This is a genomic window from Empedobacter sp. R132-2 (assembly GCF_030324375.1).
Lineage (GTDB): Bacteria > Bacteroidota > Bacteroidia > Flavobacteriales > Weeksellaceae > Empedobacter > Empedobacter falsenii_B.
In genome coordinates, this window is sequence record NZ_JACAGG010000002.1 from 66,801 (window position 1) to 83,124 (window position 16,324).

General features: G+C 30.0%; 21 protein-coding genes. 10 read left to right on the forward strand and 11 right to left on the reverse strand.

Features of this window, described 5'->3' with window-relative positions; genetic code table 11:
* Window positions 1-3 precede the first annotated feature (3 nt).
* Both porD and recN read left to right on the forward strand, forming a co-directional pair.
* Window positions 4-912 (forward strand): type IX secretion system protein PorD, encoded by a 909-nt coding sequence (porD, locus tag HXZ69_RS02010; protein ID WP_286494840.1) that lies wholly within the window; start codon window positions 4-6, stop codon window positions 910-912.
* Window positions 913-2,571, forward strand: a complete 1,659-nt coding sequence (gene recN, locus HXZ69_RS02015) for a DNA repair protein RecN (protein ID WP_280048868.1) — start codon at window positions 913-915, stop codon at window positions 2,569-2,571. It begins immediately after the preceding gene.
* A 71-nt stretch (window positions 2,572-2,642) separates the two neighbouring features.
* Here the strand turns inward: recN and HXZ69_RS02020 are convergent, their stop codons facing one another.
* From HXZ69_RS02020 to HXZ69_RS02040, 5 genes are all read right to left on the reverse strand, one after another.
* Complete coding sequence (locus tag HXZ69_RS02020) at window positions 2,643-3,515, reverse strand: nucleoside phosphorylase (protein ID WP_286494841.1); 873 nt, start codon at window positions 3,513-3,515, stop codon at window positions 2,643-2,645.
* A gap of 65 nt (window positions 3,516-3,580) precedes the next feature.
* Window positions 3,581-3,910: a translation initiation factor gene (locus HXZ69_RS02025; protein ID WP_115002063.1), complete on the reverse strand. Its 330-nt coding sequence runs from the start codon at window positions 3,908-3,910 to the stop codon at window positions 3,581-3,583.
* An 85-nt stretch (window positions 3,911-3,995) separates the two neighbouring features.
* Window positions 3,996-4,724, reverse strand: a complete 729-nt coding sequence (locus HXZ69_RS02030; RefSeq protein WP_221854480.1) for an ATPase — start codon at window positions 4,722-4,724, stop codon at window positions 3,996-3,998.
* Entirely contained in the window at window positions 4,712-4,951 is a 240-nt protein-coding gene (locus HXZ69_RS02035; protein ID WP_038334320.1) for a hypothetical protein, read from the reverse strand. The genes HXZ69_RS02030 and HXZ69_RS02035 overlap by 13 nt, the downstream gene beginning before the upstream one ends.
* A 157-nt stretch (window positions 4,952-5,108) precedes the next feature.
* The gene (locus HXZ69_RS02040) at window positions 5,109-5,810 is read right to left on the reverse strand and encodes a DUF1826 domain-containing protein (protein ID WP_221854482.1); all 702 of its coding nucleotides are present in this window, start codon (window positions 5,808-5,810) and stop codon (window positions 5,109-5,111) included.
* Between the two features lie 111 nt (window positions 5,811-5,921).
* Between HXZ69_RS02040 and HXZ69_RS02045 the strand changes: the two genes are divergently transcribed.
* The 6 genes from HXZ69_RS02045 to HXZ69_RS02070 all read left to right on the forward strand — a co-directional run bounded on the left by HXZ69_RS02045 (window position 5,922) and on the right by HXZ69_RS02070 (window position 9,427).
* Window positions 5,922-6,137 carry a hypothetical protein gene (locus tag HXZ69_RS02045; RefSeq protein WP_038334324.1) on the forward strand — a complete coding sequence of 72 codons (216 nt, stop codon included), beginning with the start codon at window positions 5,922-5,924 and terminating at the stop codon, window positions 6,135-6,137.
* 60 nt (window positions 6,138-6,197) lie between these two features.
* Window positions 6,198-6,842, forward strand: a complete 645-nt coding sequence (locus tag HXZ69_RS02050; protein WP_221854483.1) for a peptidylprolyl isomerase — start codon at window positions 6,198-6,200, stop codon at window positions 6,840-6,842.
* Window positions 6,843-6,943: 101 nt separating this feature from the next.
* Window positions 6,944-7,297, forward strand: a complete 354-nt coding sequence (locus HXZ69_RS02055; RefSeq protein ID WP_115000587.1) for a YkvA family protein — start codon at window positions 6,944-6,946, stop codon at window positions 7,295-7,297.
* A 163-nt stretch (window positions 7,298-7,460) separates the two neighbouring features.
* The gene (locus tag HXZ69_RS02060; protein WP_038334338.1) at window positions 7,461-7,922 is read left to right on the forward strand and encodes a MaoC family dehydratase; all 462 of its coding nucleotides are present in this window, start codon (window positions 7,461-7,463) and stop codon (window positions 7,920-7,922) included.
* A 95-nt stretch (window positions 7,923-8,017) separates the two neighbouring features.
* Complete coding sequence (gene miaA / locus HXZ69_RS02065; RefSeq protein WP_286494844.1) at window positions 8,018-8,932, forward strand: tRNA (adenosine(37)-N6)-dimethylallyltransferase MiaA; 915 nt, start codon at window positions 8,018-8,020, stop codon at window positions 8,930-8,932.
* Window positions 8,933-8,935: 3 nt separating this feature from the next.
* Complete coding sequence (locus HXZ69_RS02070) at window positions 8,936-9,427, forward strand: 3'-5' exonuclease (RefSeq protein ID WP_038334348.1); 492 nt, start codon at window positions 8,936-8,938, stop codon at window positions 9,425-9,427.
* Window positions 9,428-9,911: 484 nt separating this feature from the next.
* Here HXZ69_RS02070 and HXZ69_RS02075 read toward each other — a convergent pair whose 3' ends face one another.
* From HXZ69_RS02075 to HXZ69_RS02100, 6 genes are all read right to left on the reverse strand, one after another.
* A complete protein-coding gene (locus HXZ69_RS02075; protein ID WP_286494845.1) occupies window positions 9,912-10,238 on the reverse strand; it encodes a DUF493 family protein in 327 nt (108 codons plus the stop codon).
* 94 nt (window positions 10,239-10,332) lie between these two features.
* On the reverse strand, window positions 10,333-10,854 hold the full coding sequence (locus HXZ69_RS02080; RefSeq protein ID WP_286494846.1) for a GNAT family N-acetyltransferase: 522 nt from the start codon (window positions 10,852-10,854) through the stop codon (window positions 10,333-10,335).
* Window positions 10,854-11,180 (reverse strand): DMT family transporter, encoded by a 327-nt coding sequence (locus HXZ69_RS02085; RefSeq protein ID WP_219034623.1) that lies wholly within the window; start codon window positions 11,178-11,180, stop codon window positions 10,854-10,856. The genes HXZ69_RS02080 and HXZ69_RS02085 overlap by 1 nt, the downstream gene beginning before the upstream one ends.
* Window positions 11,181-11,254: 74 nt before the next feature.
* Window positions 11,255-11,815 (reverse strand): Crp/Fnr family transcriptional regulator, encoded by a 561-nt coding sequence (locus HXZ69_RS02090; protein ID WP_286494847.1) that lies wholly within the window; start codon window positions 11,813-11,815, stop codon window positions 11,255-11,257.
* Window positions 11,816-11,898: 83 nt separating this feature from the next.
* Complete coding sequence (locus HXZ69_RS02095) at window positions 11,899-12,603, reverse strand: phosphoadenylyl-sulfate reductase (RefSeq protein ID WP_286494849.1); 705 nt, start codon at window positions 12,601-12,603, stop codon at window positions 11,899-11,901.
* A 790-nt stretch (window positions 12,604-13,393) separates the two neighbouring features.
* Entirely contained in the window at window positions 13,394-13,648 is a 255-nt protein-coding gene (locus tag HXZ69_RS02100; RefSeq protein ID WP_286476998.1) for a hypothetical protein, read from the reverse strand.
* Window positions 13,649-13,767: 119 nt separating this feature from the next.
* Here HXZ69_RS02100 and ligA point away from each other — a divergent pair, with 119 nt between their 5' ends.
* Window positions 13,768-15,762 (forward strand): NAD-dependent DNA ligase LigA, encoded by a 1,995-nt coding sequence (gene ligA, locus HXZ69_RS02105; protein ID WP_286494851.1) that lies wholly within the window; start codon window positions 13,768-13,770, stop codon window positions 15,760-15,762.
* On the forward strand, window positions 15,762-16,319 hold the full coding sequence (locus HXZ69_RS02110) for a hypothetical protein (protein ID WP_286494852.1): 558 nt from the start codon (window positions 15,762-15,764) through the stop codon (window positions 16,317-16,319). The genes ligA and HXZ69_RS02110 overlap by 1 nt, the downstream gene beginning before the upstream one ends.
* Window positions 16,320-16,324: the final 5 nt, after the last annotated feature.

The following is a 16,324-nucleotide window of genomic DNA, read 5'->3' on the forward strand; positions in this document are numbered from 1 at the left end:
ATTATGAAGAAATTAGCCTCAATTTTCTTTTCGTCGTGTTTAGCTATTTCGGCTTTCTCGCAAAATATTATTGCAGATGTAAAAGTCGATTATTCTCAGGTTCAGGGATCTAATACACAGGTTTATCAAACTTTAGAAAGATCATTAAAAACGTTTATTAATTCAACAAAATGGACAAATGATCGTTTAAAAACATACGAAAGAATTGAAGCTAGTTTCGTCATCAATGTAACGGAACGTGAGGGAAACAGAATGAAAGGTACTATTTTGGTACAATCTCGTCGTCCTGTTTTTAACTCAACGTACTATACGCCTGTTCTTAATTTATCTGACGATAATTTTACGTTTCAATACCAAGAATCTGAAGAGTTAATTTTCAATGATCGTAAATTCAGTGGAAAAAATTTGACAGATGTAATGACGTATTACATTTATTTGGTTTTGGGATATGATGCAGATACGTTTGCGAAAGAAGGAGGAACAGAGTATTTCAAAATGGCGAAAAAAATTGCAGATTTCGGTCAAGCAAATAATAATTTCTCTGGTTGGAGCGAATTAGATGGAATAAAATCGCGTTCTGCGTTAATTAACAATATTCTAAAATCGGATAATTCTACACTTAGAAATATCATCTATCAATATCATAGAAACGGCTTAGACATTATGTCTGAGAACGAAGTTCGTGGGAAAAATGCGATTGGAAATACATTATTGCAATTAGAATTTTACCAAAGAGGAAATTATTCTCAATTTTATCCGCTAGAACTTTTCCTAACAGCAAAAAATAGCGAAATTAGTCAAGTATTTTCAGGCGGACAGGTTTCTACGGTGAATATCGAGAAACTGAAAGGAATTTTAAATTCAATCGCGCCAAAATACAATGACAATTATTGGAATAAATTGAAAAAGTAAATGTTAAAAACTCTTCGCGTTAATAATTTTGCCATTATCGATCAATTGGAGATTGATTTTCATCAGGGTATGACTACTATTACTGGTGAAACTGGTGCTGGAAAATCGATTTTGTTAGGTGCTTTAAAATTAGTTTTAGGCGAACGTGCCGATTTAAAAGCCTTGAAAAATATTGATGAAAAATGTATTATTGAAGCTGTTTTTGAGATTAAAAATCTTGAATTGAATGATTTTTTCGAAGAAAATGATTTGGATTATGAAGACGAATCTATTCTGAGAAGAGAATTATTACCTTCTGGGAAATCGCGTGCTTTTATCAATGATACGCCTGTTAAAGTCTCTATTTTACAAGAATTATCAGAATTATTGATTGATATTCATTCTCAATTTAATACACCTAAAATTTTTGAAGCTGATTTTCAACTTTCGATGTTGGATATTTATGGAGAAAATAAAGACTTGTTGAAAGAATATAAGAAGGATTTTAACCATTATATTTCAACAAAGAAAAAGATAAAAGACGCTCAAAATTCATTAGAAAATCAATCACAAGATTTAGAGTATAAATTGCATTTGTGGGAAGAATTGAACAATGCTTCGCTAAAAAATGAAGAATTAGAGGAATTGGAAATCGAAATAAAATCTTTGTCAAACGTAGAAGAAATTATTTCGACTTTGAATGAAACTTACCAATTTTTGGAACATCCAGAGATGGGAATCATTTCTCAATTGAATGAAGCAAGCAATAAATTGAATAAAATTTCGGATTATAATTCGCAATACAATTCTATTTACGAACGATTAATTTCTTCTAAAATAGAATTGCAAGATATTTCTGGTGAAATGAGTAGTTTGATAGATTCGACTGAAATTAATCCTGAAAGATTACAAGAAATTACAGATCGTTACGATTTGATTCATAAATTATTGCGTAAACATAATGTGATTTCTGTTGAAGAATTAATTGCAAAACGTGACGAATTAGAAAGTCAAACTTCTGGTTTTGATAATTTGAGTGATTTAATTATTCACTTAAATAAAGAATTGAATTCAATTTCAGAAAAACTTGAAAAACAAGTAATTAAAATTAGAAAAAATAGAATTTCTTCTATCGAAATTATCCGAAAAAATATCTTGAATACGTTGTCACAATTGGGAATGGAAAATTCTCAATTAACCATTCAATTAAACGAAACAACAGATTTTACAGCAACTGGAAAAGATGAAGTTTTGTTTCTATTCTCAGCAAACAAAGGAATGGAACCGCGTATTTTTGAAAAATCTGTTTCTGGTGGAGAACGGTCTCGATTGATGTTAGCGATTAAAAAATTATTGGCAACTCATCAACATTTACCAACGTTGATTTTAGATGAAATAGATACAGGAATTTCTGGAAAAGTTGCAAATGAAACAGGAAAAGTAATGCAAACAATGGCAGAAAATATGCAGCTTTTAGTGATTACGCATTTGCCACAAGTCGCTTCAAAAGGAAATTATCAGCTAAAAGTTTACAAAGAAGTCGTAAACGAAACAACGCAAACAAACGTTATTGAATTATCTCAACAACAACGTTTAGAAGAAATTGCACAAATGATTTCTGGTTCAGAATTGACAGATGCAGCAATCAATCAAGCAAAAGAATTAATGAATTTGAATTAAAATTCTTAAATTATATAAAATCAAAAAAGCTCGAGAAAATTCTCGAGCTTTTGTTTTATATGATTCCGAAATTATTTTGTTAATCTTTCTAACGAATATTCAATCATTGCATCAACAGCTTTGTAAGAATCGGCACTAAATTCACCTAAAATTCTATTTGCAACAATTGCATTTATCGACAATGCTTCATGTCCCATCATCGCTGATAATCCATAAATTGCAGAAGTTTCCATCTCGAAATTAGAGATTCTTAAACCTTCGTAATTAAAAGTTGTTAAACGCTCATTAATATCGGCTGGATTTGGTTGTAATCTCAAATAACGTCCCTGAGGTCCGTAAAAACCACAAGCTGTAGCCGTTACTCCTTGAATTGTTTTTTCAGAAGCTAATTTATCTAATAACAAATCAGATCCTTTTACTAAATATGGACGCGCTTTATTCGGCGACCAATCAACATGTTTGATAAAAGCATCTTCTACCTCTTTATTCATTATCGCTTCGCTCCCAACATAATAATGCAAAAGTCCATCTAAACCTAAACCGTGAGAACCAATAACGAAACTATCAACAGGAATATCCGCTTGCAAAGCTCCAGAAGTTCCCATACGAACAAATGATAATTTTCTGAAATCTTTTTTGATCTCACCAGTTTCCAAATCGATGTTAGCCAAAGCGTCTAACTCAGATAAAACAATATCAATATTATCCGTTCCCATACCAGTCGAAATAACTGTTAAACGTTTACCATTCAACGTTCCTGTATGCGTCACAATTTCTCTTTTGCTTGCTGTCTGCTCGATTGTATCAAAATGTCTTGAAACTTTTTCGACACGATTTGGATCACCAACAGTTATAATAGTATCTGCTAAATGCTCTGGTCTTATATTACAATGGTAAACACTTCCGTCTGCATTTAAAACTAATTCTGATGCTGCTTTACTCATGATTTTATAATTAAAAATAAGAGAACAATATACAATTTTTATCAGTAATAATTGTAAAGAAATTATTAACCACCTACTCTTTTCACTTTAAATCCTTTATCTTTCAGGAAAGCCATAATCTTATCGCGATAATCTCCTTGAATGATGATTTGTTCGTCTTTAAAACTACCTCCAACACCCAAAAATTGCTTAATTTCTTTTGCTAAAAGTTTGAAATCTTCTGTTTCTCCTTCGTAACCTTCTATAATTGTATTTATTTTCCCTTTTCGTTTCTCAAACTTACAAATCAATGGTTCTTTCTGAATCCATAACTCATGTTGTTCTTCATTTGATACTTCTTCTGGCTCAGGTATATGATCAGGAAAAAGATTTTTTAATTGATCTTGTAAATCCATAGTATTTGATGTAATCTTTGTAATAAATGGCGTTTTAAATTGGAATTCGTCCATTTGTACCATTATAATTACAAAGATAAAATTTTTATTGCAGTTGTTTTATAAACCAATTTGGAACTTTATCCGAAACTATTTCAAGTTCATTTCTCTTAACTTGTGCAAATAATCTCATTTCTTGAGTTGAATTATCAAAAATATAGCCTTTATCTACAATTTTTAAAGCTGGAAATAAATTCATTAAAGTAGAATGATATCGTTTAATCACCTTTTCATCTGGTACAGCGTGACCACCTTTTTCTACTCTATTTTCAATTCGAGAAATATTAATCAAAGGATCTTCAATACAGACAAAATACATATATGTTTTGAAACCACGATTTTTAGCATCCACTATTTCATCAATTTTAGAAGGATGACTCATTACCGTTTCAAATGAATAAGATTTACCTTTAATCAATAAGTGTTTTCGAATAAATGAAGTAATAAAAGACGCTTCGTAACTATGTGTAGATTTAGATTTATCAACCAAAACATTATTTCGAAACTGCACATCAATTGCTTTTCCTTCGTTATTTGCTTTTTCGAATAATGAAACTGAAGCAGGTTCAGTTTTAAAATCTTCAAAATCTTTTTCGGTAAGTTTTAGTTCATATCGATCCAAATCAATAAAACCTTTTAAAGAAATTTCTTTCTCAATCAAATCTGAATTAATAAAATATCCAGCATTAAATTTTGATGAGATTGAATCGAATAAAGTAGACTTTCCAGATCCATTTGGACCAGCAAAAACGCGTAAACGTTTTATTTTAGACATAATTTAGCTCCTTTTTTCAATTCAGCTGGAACTTTTATTCGATCTATTGTTTTAATCACCTTAATTTCTCCATTAGGTTTTCTCTCGATGATTCGATTTCCTTGAACATATTGAACTGATAAATCTAATGCTTCTGAAACTCTAATTGCAGCTTGCGATGCAGATTTAGCTAAACGATTTAACGCTCCTGCTTCTTCTAATTTTAGTATATCTGATTCTTTGTTCATAATAATAGAAATTAAATTAACAATAATTATTCATCAATAAATGTACGCAAATTTAGTGAAACCATTGTAATAATAAAAGCTTGACTTCATTCAAAAGCCTAATCTTTTGAATCTAAATTATATAATTTTTATTAATAGTTATTTGATTAATTTATTCCTAACAGATTAACAATAATCGATATTCATCTTTATTTTCTTTCGGCGCGCGATGTACACAAGGCAAAACTTTTTGTTCTGGATGATCAACTGCCAATCGCCAAAGATCCCCTAATCCTAAATTAATTGGGTCTACACCTGGACGAATTAGATAATGCAAATCAAAGAAATATTCCTTCAAAAAATCTTCAAAACCATCAATGTGTCCATCATATAATTCGAATAGTTTTTCTCTAATTTCTGGAATCAAAATTTTTTGTTCCACATCTTCATTTGCTACAATATCACTGGAAGCGCCATAGTAAGTGCACAAAAAAGTATCCGTAGGAATTGGCGAACGATCAACGTGAAATGAATAAACATCTGTCGAAATAAAATCAAATTCAGTATCGCGTTCGTAACATTTCAGTAAGTTTAAAGTTGGCGAAGCGCCAAAATCAGTTAATTGTTGTAAATCATTGATCAAAATATTTCTCGCTTTAATTCCTTCATTAGATAAATCTAAATCATTCAAATCATCAATAGAAATAACAGTAATATCATCTTTTAAAATCAATTGATTCACAATTTCCTCAAAATCACCTTCTAAATTTCGCCGCCAATTTATCGCATTATTTTTCCCAGAAAAAGCTGTATGTACAAGTTCATCAAACGAAGAAACGACAAGAACTTGTTGTTGATTAGAATTATTTTGAGTAATCATATAGCTGCAAAATTACTATTTATCAAAAAATAATTCAGCCTAAAAATTAAATTATTCCGAATGTAAATTCTCCGTTGCAAAAGTTGTATTTTTACCAAAGATTAAAAGACAATGGAAAAAGAAATTATCACCAAAACATTTACATATAAAGGCCACACCAAAACTTTTAGTGCAGAAGTGCAACCTTTACCACCTTTCAACCCAGAAACGATGGATCGCGTGAAATATGAAGAAACCAAAGAAGCACATTATATGCTTGCCGAAGCGGAAGTTTATAACCAGAAAACAGAATGGTTTTTTAAAATTGAACAAGAATTGCAAAAATAATGAAACGACACTTACGCTAAGTGTCGTTTTTTGTTTAAGTTTAATCCACAAAATTAGAACATGAAACAAATTACTCTAACATTATTTACACTTATTACGCTTTCGGCTTGTACTTCTAGCAAAACGGTTTTTCATAAAAAATGGACAACGAAACAGGCACCAGAAAATTTTGTTGCTCGATTTGAAACAACAAAAGGAAATATTGATATCGAAGTTGAAAGAAAATTATCGCCAAAAGCTGTTGATCGTTTTTATCAATTGGTTAAATACAATTTTTTCGAAGATGGAACTTTTTATCGTGTTGTTCCGAACTTTGTCGCCCAATTTGGAAATACAGACACAATTGTTTCTAATCAATGGAAAAAGTTTATTGTAGAAGATGAACCTGTTATTGCTGGAAATAATAAAGGAGCTTTGAGTTTTGCGCGCGCAGGAAAAAACACAAGAGATTTGGATTTGTTTATTAATCTGAAAGATAATCATCGTTTGGATACAATCAATTCCAATGATGTAGTAGGTTTTCCAAGTTTTGGAAAAGTGGTGAACGGAATGAATGTTGTAGAAAGTTTGTATGATGGTTACGCTGGACAAACAATGGAAGATGAAGAAATTTTTAACAGCACAAAATTAATGCGCGAAAGATATCCAAAGCTTGACAGAATATTGAATGCAAAAATCATTAAACTGAAAAAGAAAAACAAGTAAAACAATGTAACATAAAGTTTTAACATGACACAAAAATCAATTTAAATGTTTTGGCATGTACTTTGTAATACATAATACGTTTTTAAAACATATTTTGTGAAATGAAAAAATCAAAATTCTTTAAAGTCGCTGGAGAAGCAGCAATGGCAGCTCAAAAAGACAAATCTTTTTTTGAAAAAGTAAAGGCTTTTTTCAATATGTTAGGTGATTACAAAAAAGGAAGTTATAAACCTGACAACATGAATTTATTTCTTGGATTTGTAGCAACTTTATACATTATTTCTCCTATTGATATTATTCCAGAAGCGCTATTTGGACCTTTTGGTTTGATAGATGATTTTGGGATTTTACTTTTTGGAATGAAATATTTCAACAAAGAAATTATTAAATATCTTGCATGGAGAGATACGCAAAGAGCCTATGCAAATGTTGAAGATGCAAAAATTATTGAGTAGCAATAAATTAAATAGCTATAAAAAATCCGATTGAATTTTCAGTCGGATTTTTTATTTTTAGATTATTCAAAAAATGCTCTCTTTCTCATAAATAAAATTTATTATCTGACGATTATTCATTAGATTTGAGCAATACAATACTAAAAACTAAAACACCTGAATAATGGTAATTATTAATAATTTCGATGAATACAAAGCTTTCGAAGGTAAAGAAATCGGTAAATCTGACTGGCATATAATAAATCAAGAACAAATCAATCGCTTTGCTGATGCAACTTTAGATCATCAATGGATTCATACAGATCCTGAAAAAGCAGCTAACGAAGGACCTTTCAAAAAAACAATAGCGCATGGTTATTTAACGCTATCTTTAATTCCACATTTGTGGGATCAAATTGCGGAAGTGCGCAACATCAAAATGTTAATCAATTATGGAATTGAAAATTTGAGATTTGGACAAGCTGTTTTGGTTGATAGTGAGGTAAGATTAACTGCAAAATTGAAATCTATTACTAATTTGAGAGGAATTGCAAAAGTTGTCATCGAAGCAAATTTAGAAATTAAAGATAATCCGAAACCTGCTTATACGGCGGATGTGGTTTTCCTTTACCACTTTAATGATTAATTAAAGATCAATATAATTTACAAAGCTTCTATTTTTTATAGAAGCTTTTTCTTTTCATAAAATATCGAAGTATCTTGCGCTCGATTTCATATAACATGCAAAAAATTCAAAATAATAAAACCTTAATTTCTATTGTTGGACCAACTGCAATTGGTAAAACCAATTTGGCAATAGAAGTTGCAAAACATTTTCAATCCGAAATTATTTCTTGTGATAGTCGTCAATTTTTCAAAGAAATGAAGATAGGAACTGCTGTTCCTTCTGAGGAAGAATTGACTGAAGTGAAGCATCATTTTATTCAAAATATTTCTATTCACGAAAAATATTCGGTTGGTGATTTTGAGCGTGATGGCTTAGCTTTTTTGAATAATTATTTCAAAACAAATGACATTTGCGTCATGGTTGGTGGATCTGGTTTATATGAAAAAGCGATCACAGTTGGCTTTGACGAATTTCCTGATGTTAATCCTAAAATTAGAGAAGATTTGAATAATGAGCTTGCTGAATTTGGAATTGAAAAATTGCAAAAAGAATTGCAAGAAGTCGATCCAAAGTATTTTGAAGAAGTTGATATTTTCAATAAACAGCGTGTAACACGTGCTTTAGAAATTTTTAGATCTTCGGGTTTACCTTTCTCTAACTTCAGAAATCAAGATTTGAACAAACATCCATTTAACATAATTAAAATCGGTTTAGAACTTCCTCGCGAAGAAATGTACGACCGAATCAATCGTCGAGTTGATATTATGATGAACGAAGGTTTATTAAATGAAGCAAAAAATTTATTTCCTTTAAAAGATTTGAATGCTTTGCAAACTGTTGGTTATCGAGAATTGTTCGACTTTTTTGAAGAGAAAATTACATTGGATTTTGCGATAGAAGAAATCAAAAAGAATACAAGACGTTTTGCAAAACGTCAAATGACATGGTTCAAAAAAGATGAAACTGTCAATTGGTTTTCTCCTTTCGAACAAGAAAATATCATTAATTTTATATCGAACAAAATATAAATTATGGAAAATTTTGTTGCCATCGATTTCGAAACTGCAAACAATTATCGTAATTCTGCTTGCGCGGTTGGAATTGTAACTGTGACAGATAATGTGATTACAGACGAGTATTACACGTTAATTCAACCACCACAAAATCAATATAATTATCATAATATTTTGGTTCATGGAATTCGTCCCGAAGACACAATTGATGCACCAAGTTTTGAAGACGTCTATTTTGAAATCAAACATCGTTTACAAAATCAGCTTGTTGTTGCACATAACGAATCGTTTGATCGTTCTGTTTTGAAGAATACAATGGAGTTTTATAGCCTCAATTACTCTCAACTTAACCTTGCCGAAAAGTGGGAATGTACATACAGAATTTTCAAACAGAAAGGAATTGTTCCTACAAAATTATCCGATTGTGCTCGCCGATTTAATCTTCAACTCAACCATCATGAAGCTTTATCTGATGCAAAAGTTTGTGCTCAATTATACTTATTAAAATAGTTTTACTAAAAATTTATCTGATTAAACATTTAAAAAACAATTCTACATTAATTATAATAAATTTATATTCAGCAATATATCCATTTACAAATATTTGTAAGTATTTACAAGTATTTAAAATTGATTAATAATAACTTTAATAACTCACTATTTCTAAGAAAATTTAATAAAGCAAAAATTCTATTCTAAATAAGTTGATTTTATGAAATGAATTGAGAATGCAAAATTTTGAAAATTAACTTTCAAAATTTTATAAAATGAAGTATAAACTAAAATTTAGTTCCGATAAATCTTTGCAAGTTGAAAAAAATAATAATTTAAAAAATTGATTTCAATTGTTTTTATCGAAGAAGTAAAATAATCACATTATGTATTTAACATAATAAAGAGGGTTACTCTGGGAACATTAATTTCATAATTGAAAAATTGATACCTCCCTACTCTTTTTAAAAAGATAAAAAAAGGCTGCATTTGCAACCTTTTTTTATAACATTATAACGCCTTCTATCTTCGAAACTTCTTTGTAATAATTGATTACTGTATCCGCATCAATCACATAAAGTTTAATCGAAATAGATGTATATTTTCTATTTTTTGAAGCTTTGTAATCAAATTCAGCATTCGTTCCTGCAAAAATATCTTTTATTTTTTTCATCGTTTCTTCACTTGAAGGATAAATGAATTTGAACAAATAATCTGCTGGAAATTTTTGAACATCATCTAATCTTTCTTTGAATTTTGCATAAAAATCCTGCTCATTGTGAGAGTTATCTGGTATTTCTTCGAATGTATAATCTCTATTTGCGTCCATATCTATTATTTTTTGTTACAATGTCAAAAACAATACCACTTCACATTCTTAATAAAATATAGAATTAATAAGACATTTTGACATATTATAAATCTTATAATTTCAATCTCATCATATAATCTATTTGTTCATCATCTCCAAGTCTGAAAATATGTTGATCGAATTTTTCGAAACCATTCTTTAAATAGAAATTAATCGCAGAAATATTCTTTTCCCAAACTCCTAACCAAATTGTATGCAAGTTGAGGTTTTTAGTTATTTCTACAGCTTTATTAAAAAGAATTTGTCCAATTTTCTTTCCTTGAAACAATTCTAACACATAAATTCTTTCAATTTCCAAAGAATTCATATCATAAACTTCTGTTTGAGCATCACCAATATTTAATTTCAGATAACCGACAATTTTTTGGTTAATCATTGCAAAAAAGAACAACGAATTTTGATTCTTCAATTCTTTTAATAATTGATCTTCTGAAAAACTTTCGTTCAAATATTTTTGCATATCCTCTTCTGTGTTAGAAGAAGAAAATGTATCTGCAAATGTCTTTTTAGAGATTTCTTGAAGTTCTGTAATGTGTTTTTCTTCAACTCTTTTTATTGTAATTTCTTCGTTCATTAATGCGAAACAAATTTTAATCCTACAATTGAACTAATTAATGTAAAAATAAAGAATATTCTCCAAAAATTAGCTGGTTCTTTGAATACAAAAATTCCGATTAAAACTGTTCCAACAGCGCCAATTCCAGTCCAAACAGCATAAGCAGTTCCCAAAGGTAAAGTTTGTGTTGCTTTGATTAATAACGTCATACTTGCAACCAAACATATTGCAAAAGCGCCATACCAAATGTACATTTCTGAGCCTGTTGTTTCTTTGGCTTTCCCTAAAGATGATGTAAATCCAATCTCGAATAATCCTCCTAAAATCAATAAAATCCAATTCATTTTGTTAATATTTTGATGCAAAGATGAATTAGAAAAAAATAGATTTTTTTTACATTTGTAAAAAAATTATTCGCTTAAATTTCTGTGCGAATCCTACTTAATGTCACTTGAGAAATTCCTAAATAAGACGCGATATAACCTAATTGCACACGATTAATCAAACTTGGATTTTCTTCTAACAATTTTTTATAACGATCAATCGCCGTTCCTAGTTGCCTAGAAATAAAACGCTCTTCAGTTTTTATCAATTTAATTTCAGCAAGTTTTCTTCCCCAATTTGCAATTTCTAAATTTGTCGCATAAAACAATTGTATGTCTGAAGATTTAATTTCATATAACTCACAATCTTCCATTAATTCGATTGTTTCGTAACTAATTTTATTTTCGACATAACTTCGCATCGATAAAATCAAATCGCCTTCTTTCCCAAACCAAAACGTAATTTCTTTTCCATCGTCTATCGTATACGCGCGAACAATTCCTTTTTTGATGAAATATAACTTTTTCTCAACTTTATCAGCATCAATAAGCGTGGTGTTTTTTGGTAATCGAATCAATTGAATTTTATCTGCTATCAATTGAATAGACTGTGATGAAAGTGGCGAAATTTGATTTAAGATTTGTTCTATTTCCATTATTGAAACTTATCTAGTAAAAGTAAACAAAAAACTCAACCTAAAATAGGCTGAGTCATTCAAATTAAATTAACACCTGAAGTCTACTTTGCATGTAGACCGCATTCTTTTTTACTATAGTCTTCCCACCACCATCTTCCGGCACGAAAATCTTCACCTTCGTTTATAGCACGTGTGCAAGGAGCACAACCAATACTTATAAAACCCTTGTCGTGTAACGGGTTGTAAGGAACTCTATTTTCTTTCAAATATTCGAAACAATCCCCTGTTGTAAAATCAATCAATGGATTGAATTTGAATAATTGTTTTTCTTCGTCAAACTCTATTTCGTGCATATCATGTCGATTATTCGATTGCTCCGCACGCAAACCTGTAATCCAAACTGATGCTTCTTTTAATGCACGATTCAAAGGAATTACTTTTCTGATATAGCAACATTGTTTTCTTAAATCAACCGAATCGTAAAAAGGATTAATTCCATTTTCTTCAACAAAATTTTCTAACTCCTCTGTTGGTGGATAAAATGGTTTAATCTTCGCTTGATATTTAAATTCTGTTTTGTTCCACGTATTGTACGTTTCCTGAAAAACACGACCTGTATCTAAAGTAAAAATCTTAATATTGTCTAATTTTTGACTTAAAATAACATGAGAAATAACTTGATCTTCGAAACCAAAACTTGTCGAAAAAACTATTTTTTCTTTAACGTTGTTATTCAAAAAAAATAATTTTTCTTCTAAACTTACTTGTCCTGTAACTTTTTCTAATATCTCTTTTAGTTGATTCATTTTCTTATATAATATCTATAGTTTTTATAGAGTATTTATTTTAACAAATGTATTAATTCCAATTTTCTAAAACAACACTAATCTCGACTAATTTTATAGATATAATATAATATAGAATCAATAAATTATACAAGCAAATTTTGTTTATACTTAAATCATCTTCGAGAGTGAATTTTCATATTCGTAAAATAGAAGAAAATCAGTCCAAATTGGCATTAAATAAAGGTTTTCATAGAGTATGGATTGCTAATTAATTCAAAATCAATATAATTATTAAGATAAAAACATTTAAAATGTCTTAAGAATAAATTCTATCTAATCATCTTCGAGAACGAATTATGAATATCACAAAACTAAAAAGTCAAACTTTACAATGTTTGACTTTTTAATTTATATTTTTTGTAATGATAAATTAGGACAAAAATGGATGAAAATAACCAAATCCAATAACCAAAATGTGGTAAATCATATTCATGTATTTGTAAAATATCTAATCTTGTTAAATGATTAATTTCGTATAATGACATTTGAATAACAGCGATAATACCTAATATTCATCCTATTTTTATCTTATAAAAAATCCAAGAAAATAATAATGTAAAGTTCCCTAACCAACAGATAAAATCAATTGGCAACTCTGATATCGTTATATATCCTAATATTAGATATGTAATTCAAATATTCTGTTCTAGAATCTCCAGAATAATATTCAATAAAATCAATACTTAATAAGTGAACAGGCAAAATTAAACTCACCAAATAAGTTAAAATACTTACAAATAAAAACAGATTATTTTTCCAATTTAGCTTCAAACTCTTCTATTTGCTTTTCCAATTTTTTATTCACTTTTTTCAATTTGTTTTGAGGACTAAACATAGCGTAAACCAGCAAACCTACTCCTACTCCAACAACAGCTCCAATTTTTTCATTCTTATTAATTGCCTTCGAAATTGCAATTCCCGCTGCTGCTCCAGTTGTAACAATCGAAACTGTATTTTCAAAACCTTTTGATTTTGTGTCCAAAACTTCCAATAAATTATTCATAGTTGATATTTTTCTATAAACGTTACAATAAATATTCCTAAATATAAATCATTCCAAATTATTTTAAAAATTGTTCGTATTAATTCAAGTGTTTATCTTTGTTCAGTAACATTTTTAAAATGGAAATACAAGACAAAATTTTAGCGCTTCGCGAGGAGCTTACTCAACATAATTACAGTTATTACGTTTTAGATAATCCGACAATTTCTGATTTCGAATTTGATTTGAAATTGAAAGAATTGAAACGATTAGAAGACGAAAATCCTATCTTTTTTGATGTCAATTCGCCTACTCAACGTGTTGGTGGAATGGTTACAAAAAATTTTCCGACAATTACACACGAATTTAGAATGTATTCGTTAGACAATTCATATTCAGTTGAAGATTTGCAAGATTGGGAAAAACGAATTGAAAAAACATTAGGCGAAAAAGTAGAATTTGTTTGTGAATTGAAATATGATGGCGCTTCGATTTCTATTTTGTACGAAAACGGTGAATTAACGCAGGCTGTAACGCGTGGTGATGGAACACAAGGTGATGAAATCACAAATAATATACGTACGATACAATCTGTTCCATTAAAATTAAAAGGAAATTATCCTGAACGATTTTATATGCGTGGCGAAATTACAATTCCGCTTAATAAATTTGCTTCAATTAATGAAGAACGTGCCAATAATGGTTTAGAATTGTATGCAAATCCTCGAAATACCGCTTCTGGATCGCTGAAATTACAAGATAATACCGAAGTTGCCAAACGTGGTTTACAATGTTTTCCGTATTATTTTATCGGAAATAATTTACCTTATTCTACACAATGGGAAATGCTACAAGCCGCTGACGAATTAGGTTTTAAGATTCCAAATACATCAAAATTATGTACTTCTTTGGATGAAGTTTTAGCTTTTGTAGATCATTGGGATATCGAACGCAAAAATTTACCTTACGAGACGGACGGAATTGTAATCAAAGTGAATTCTTTTTCGCAACAAGATGAATTAGGTTATACAGCGAAATCTCCTCGTTGGGCAATGGCGTATAAATTTAAAGCTGAAGCTGCAGAAACCGAATTATTGAGCATCGATTATCAAGTTGGTCGAACTGGAGCGATTACGCCTGTTGCAAATCTTGCGCCTGTTTCTTTGGCTGGAACAATCGTAAAACGTGCTTCTGTTCACAACGAAGATATCATCAAAAAATTGGATATCCGCATTGGTGATATGGTTTATGTAGAAAAAGGTGGCGAAATTATTCCGAAAATTGTTGGTGTTAATACTGATGTTCGTCAACCTGGAACGGAAGAAATCGAATTTATTAAAAAATGTCCTTCTTGCGGAACAGAATTGATTCGTAATGAAGGCGAAGCGCAGCATTATTGTCCAAATGAGAATGGTTGCGAACCACAAATTATTGGAAAATTAGAGCATTTTGTTTCTCGAAAAGCAATGGATATTGAGAGTATTGGTGGCGAAACTGCGGTTTTATTACACAAAGCAAATTTGCTAAATAACATTGCTGATTTTTATATTTTACAAAAAGAAGATATTTTGCCTTTGGAAAGAATGGCAGAAAAATCTGCTCAAAATATTATTAATTCTGTCGAAAAATCTAAAGAGCAACCTTTCGAAAAGGTGTTGTATGCGATTGGAATTCGTCATGTTGGTGAAACTGTTGCTAAAAAATTGGTTAAACATTTTCAAACTATTAATCGTTTGATGAATGCAACAATGGAAGAATTGGTTTCTGTGACAGATGTTGGAGAAAAAATTGCAATTTCGATTAAAGACTATTTCAAAGAAGAACAACATCAAATTTTGATTCAACGTTTACGTGATTATGGATTGAATTTCGAGATTGGTGAAGAAGCAAAACCTTTGTCAGATTCTTTGGAAGGCAAAACGTTTTTGTTTACAGGAACTTTGACAAAATTCAATCGAACTGATGCGCAAAAGATGGTAGAAGATCATGGCGGGAAAAATATTTCTGCGGTTTCTAAAAACTTGAATTTCTTGGTTGCTGGCGATAAAGCTGGTAGTAAACTGAAAAAAGCAGAAGAAATTGGAACAGTTGTCGTGTTGACGGAAGACGAATTTTTAAATATGATTAACGGCTAATGGAATCAGGATTAATTGCTGTCATTATATTCGGAATTGTATTATTGATTTTGATTCCATTTATCTATTATGGATTACGAATGGCTGGCTACAACAAGGCTGCAATGATTGTTTCGCTCGCGATTTTTTTTATTGTGATGATTCCGATGGTAAAATATGGTTACAGAAGTCAAATGTATTCTAATGATGATTTGAAAACCGATTTACACCAAGCTGGAATTGGGTTTAAAGGAAATTTAAAAATTGTTTCGACAGATATTTCTGGAATTAAAAATATGAAACAAGAAACGGTTTTGATAATGGATTCTGCCGATGTCAATACAATTATTAATCGAATAGAAACTGATCCTCGCTTCAAAATTTATCCGAAAACACTGAGTTTGAAAGAAGAATTAGGTTCGAATGCGAAACATAAAACTAATAGAAATTATCGTTTTAAGGATAACTTTATTTTAGAAACTTATGGAATGTCTGATGATTACACGATTCGATATTCGGAACTGAAATTTAGAAAAGGAAATGACACGGTTTTCTTCAAAAAAGAGGAAGTGTATTAGATAGA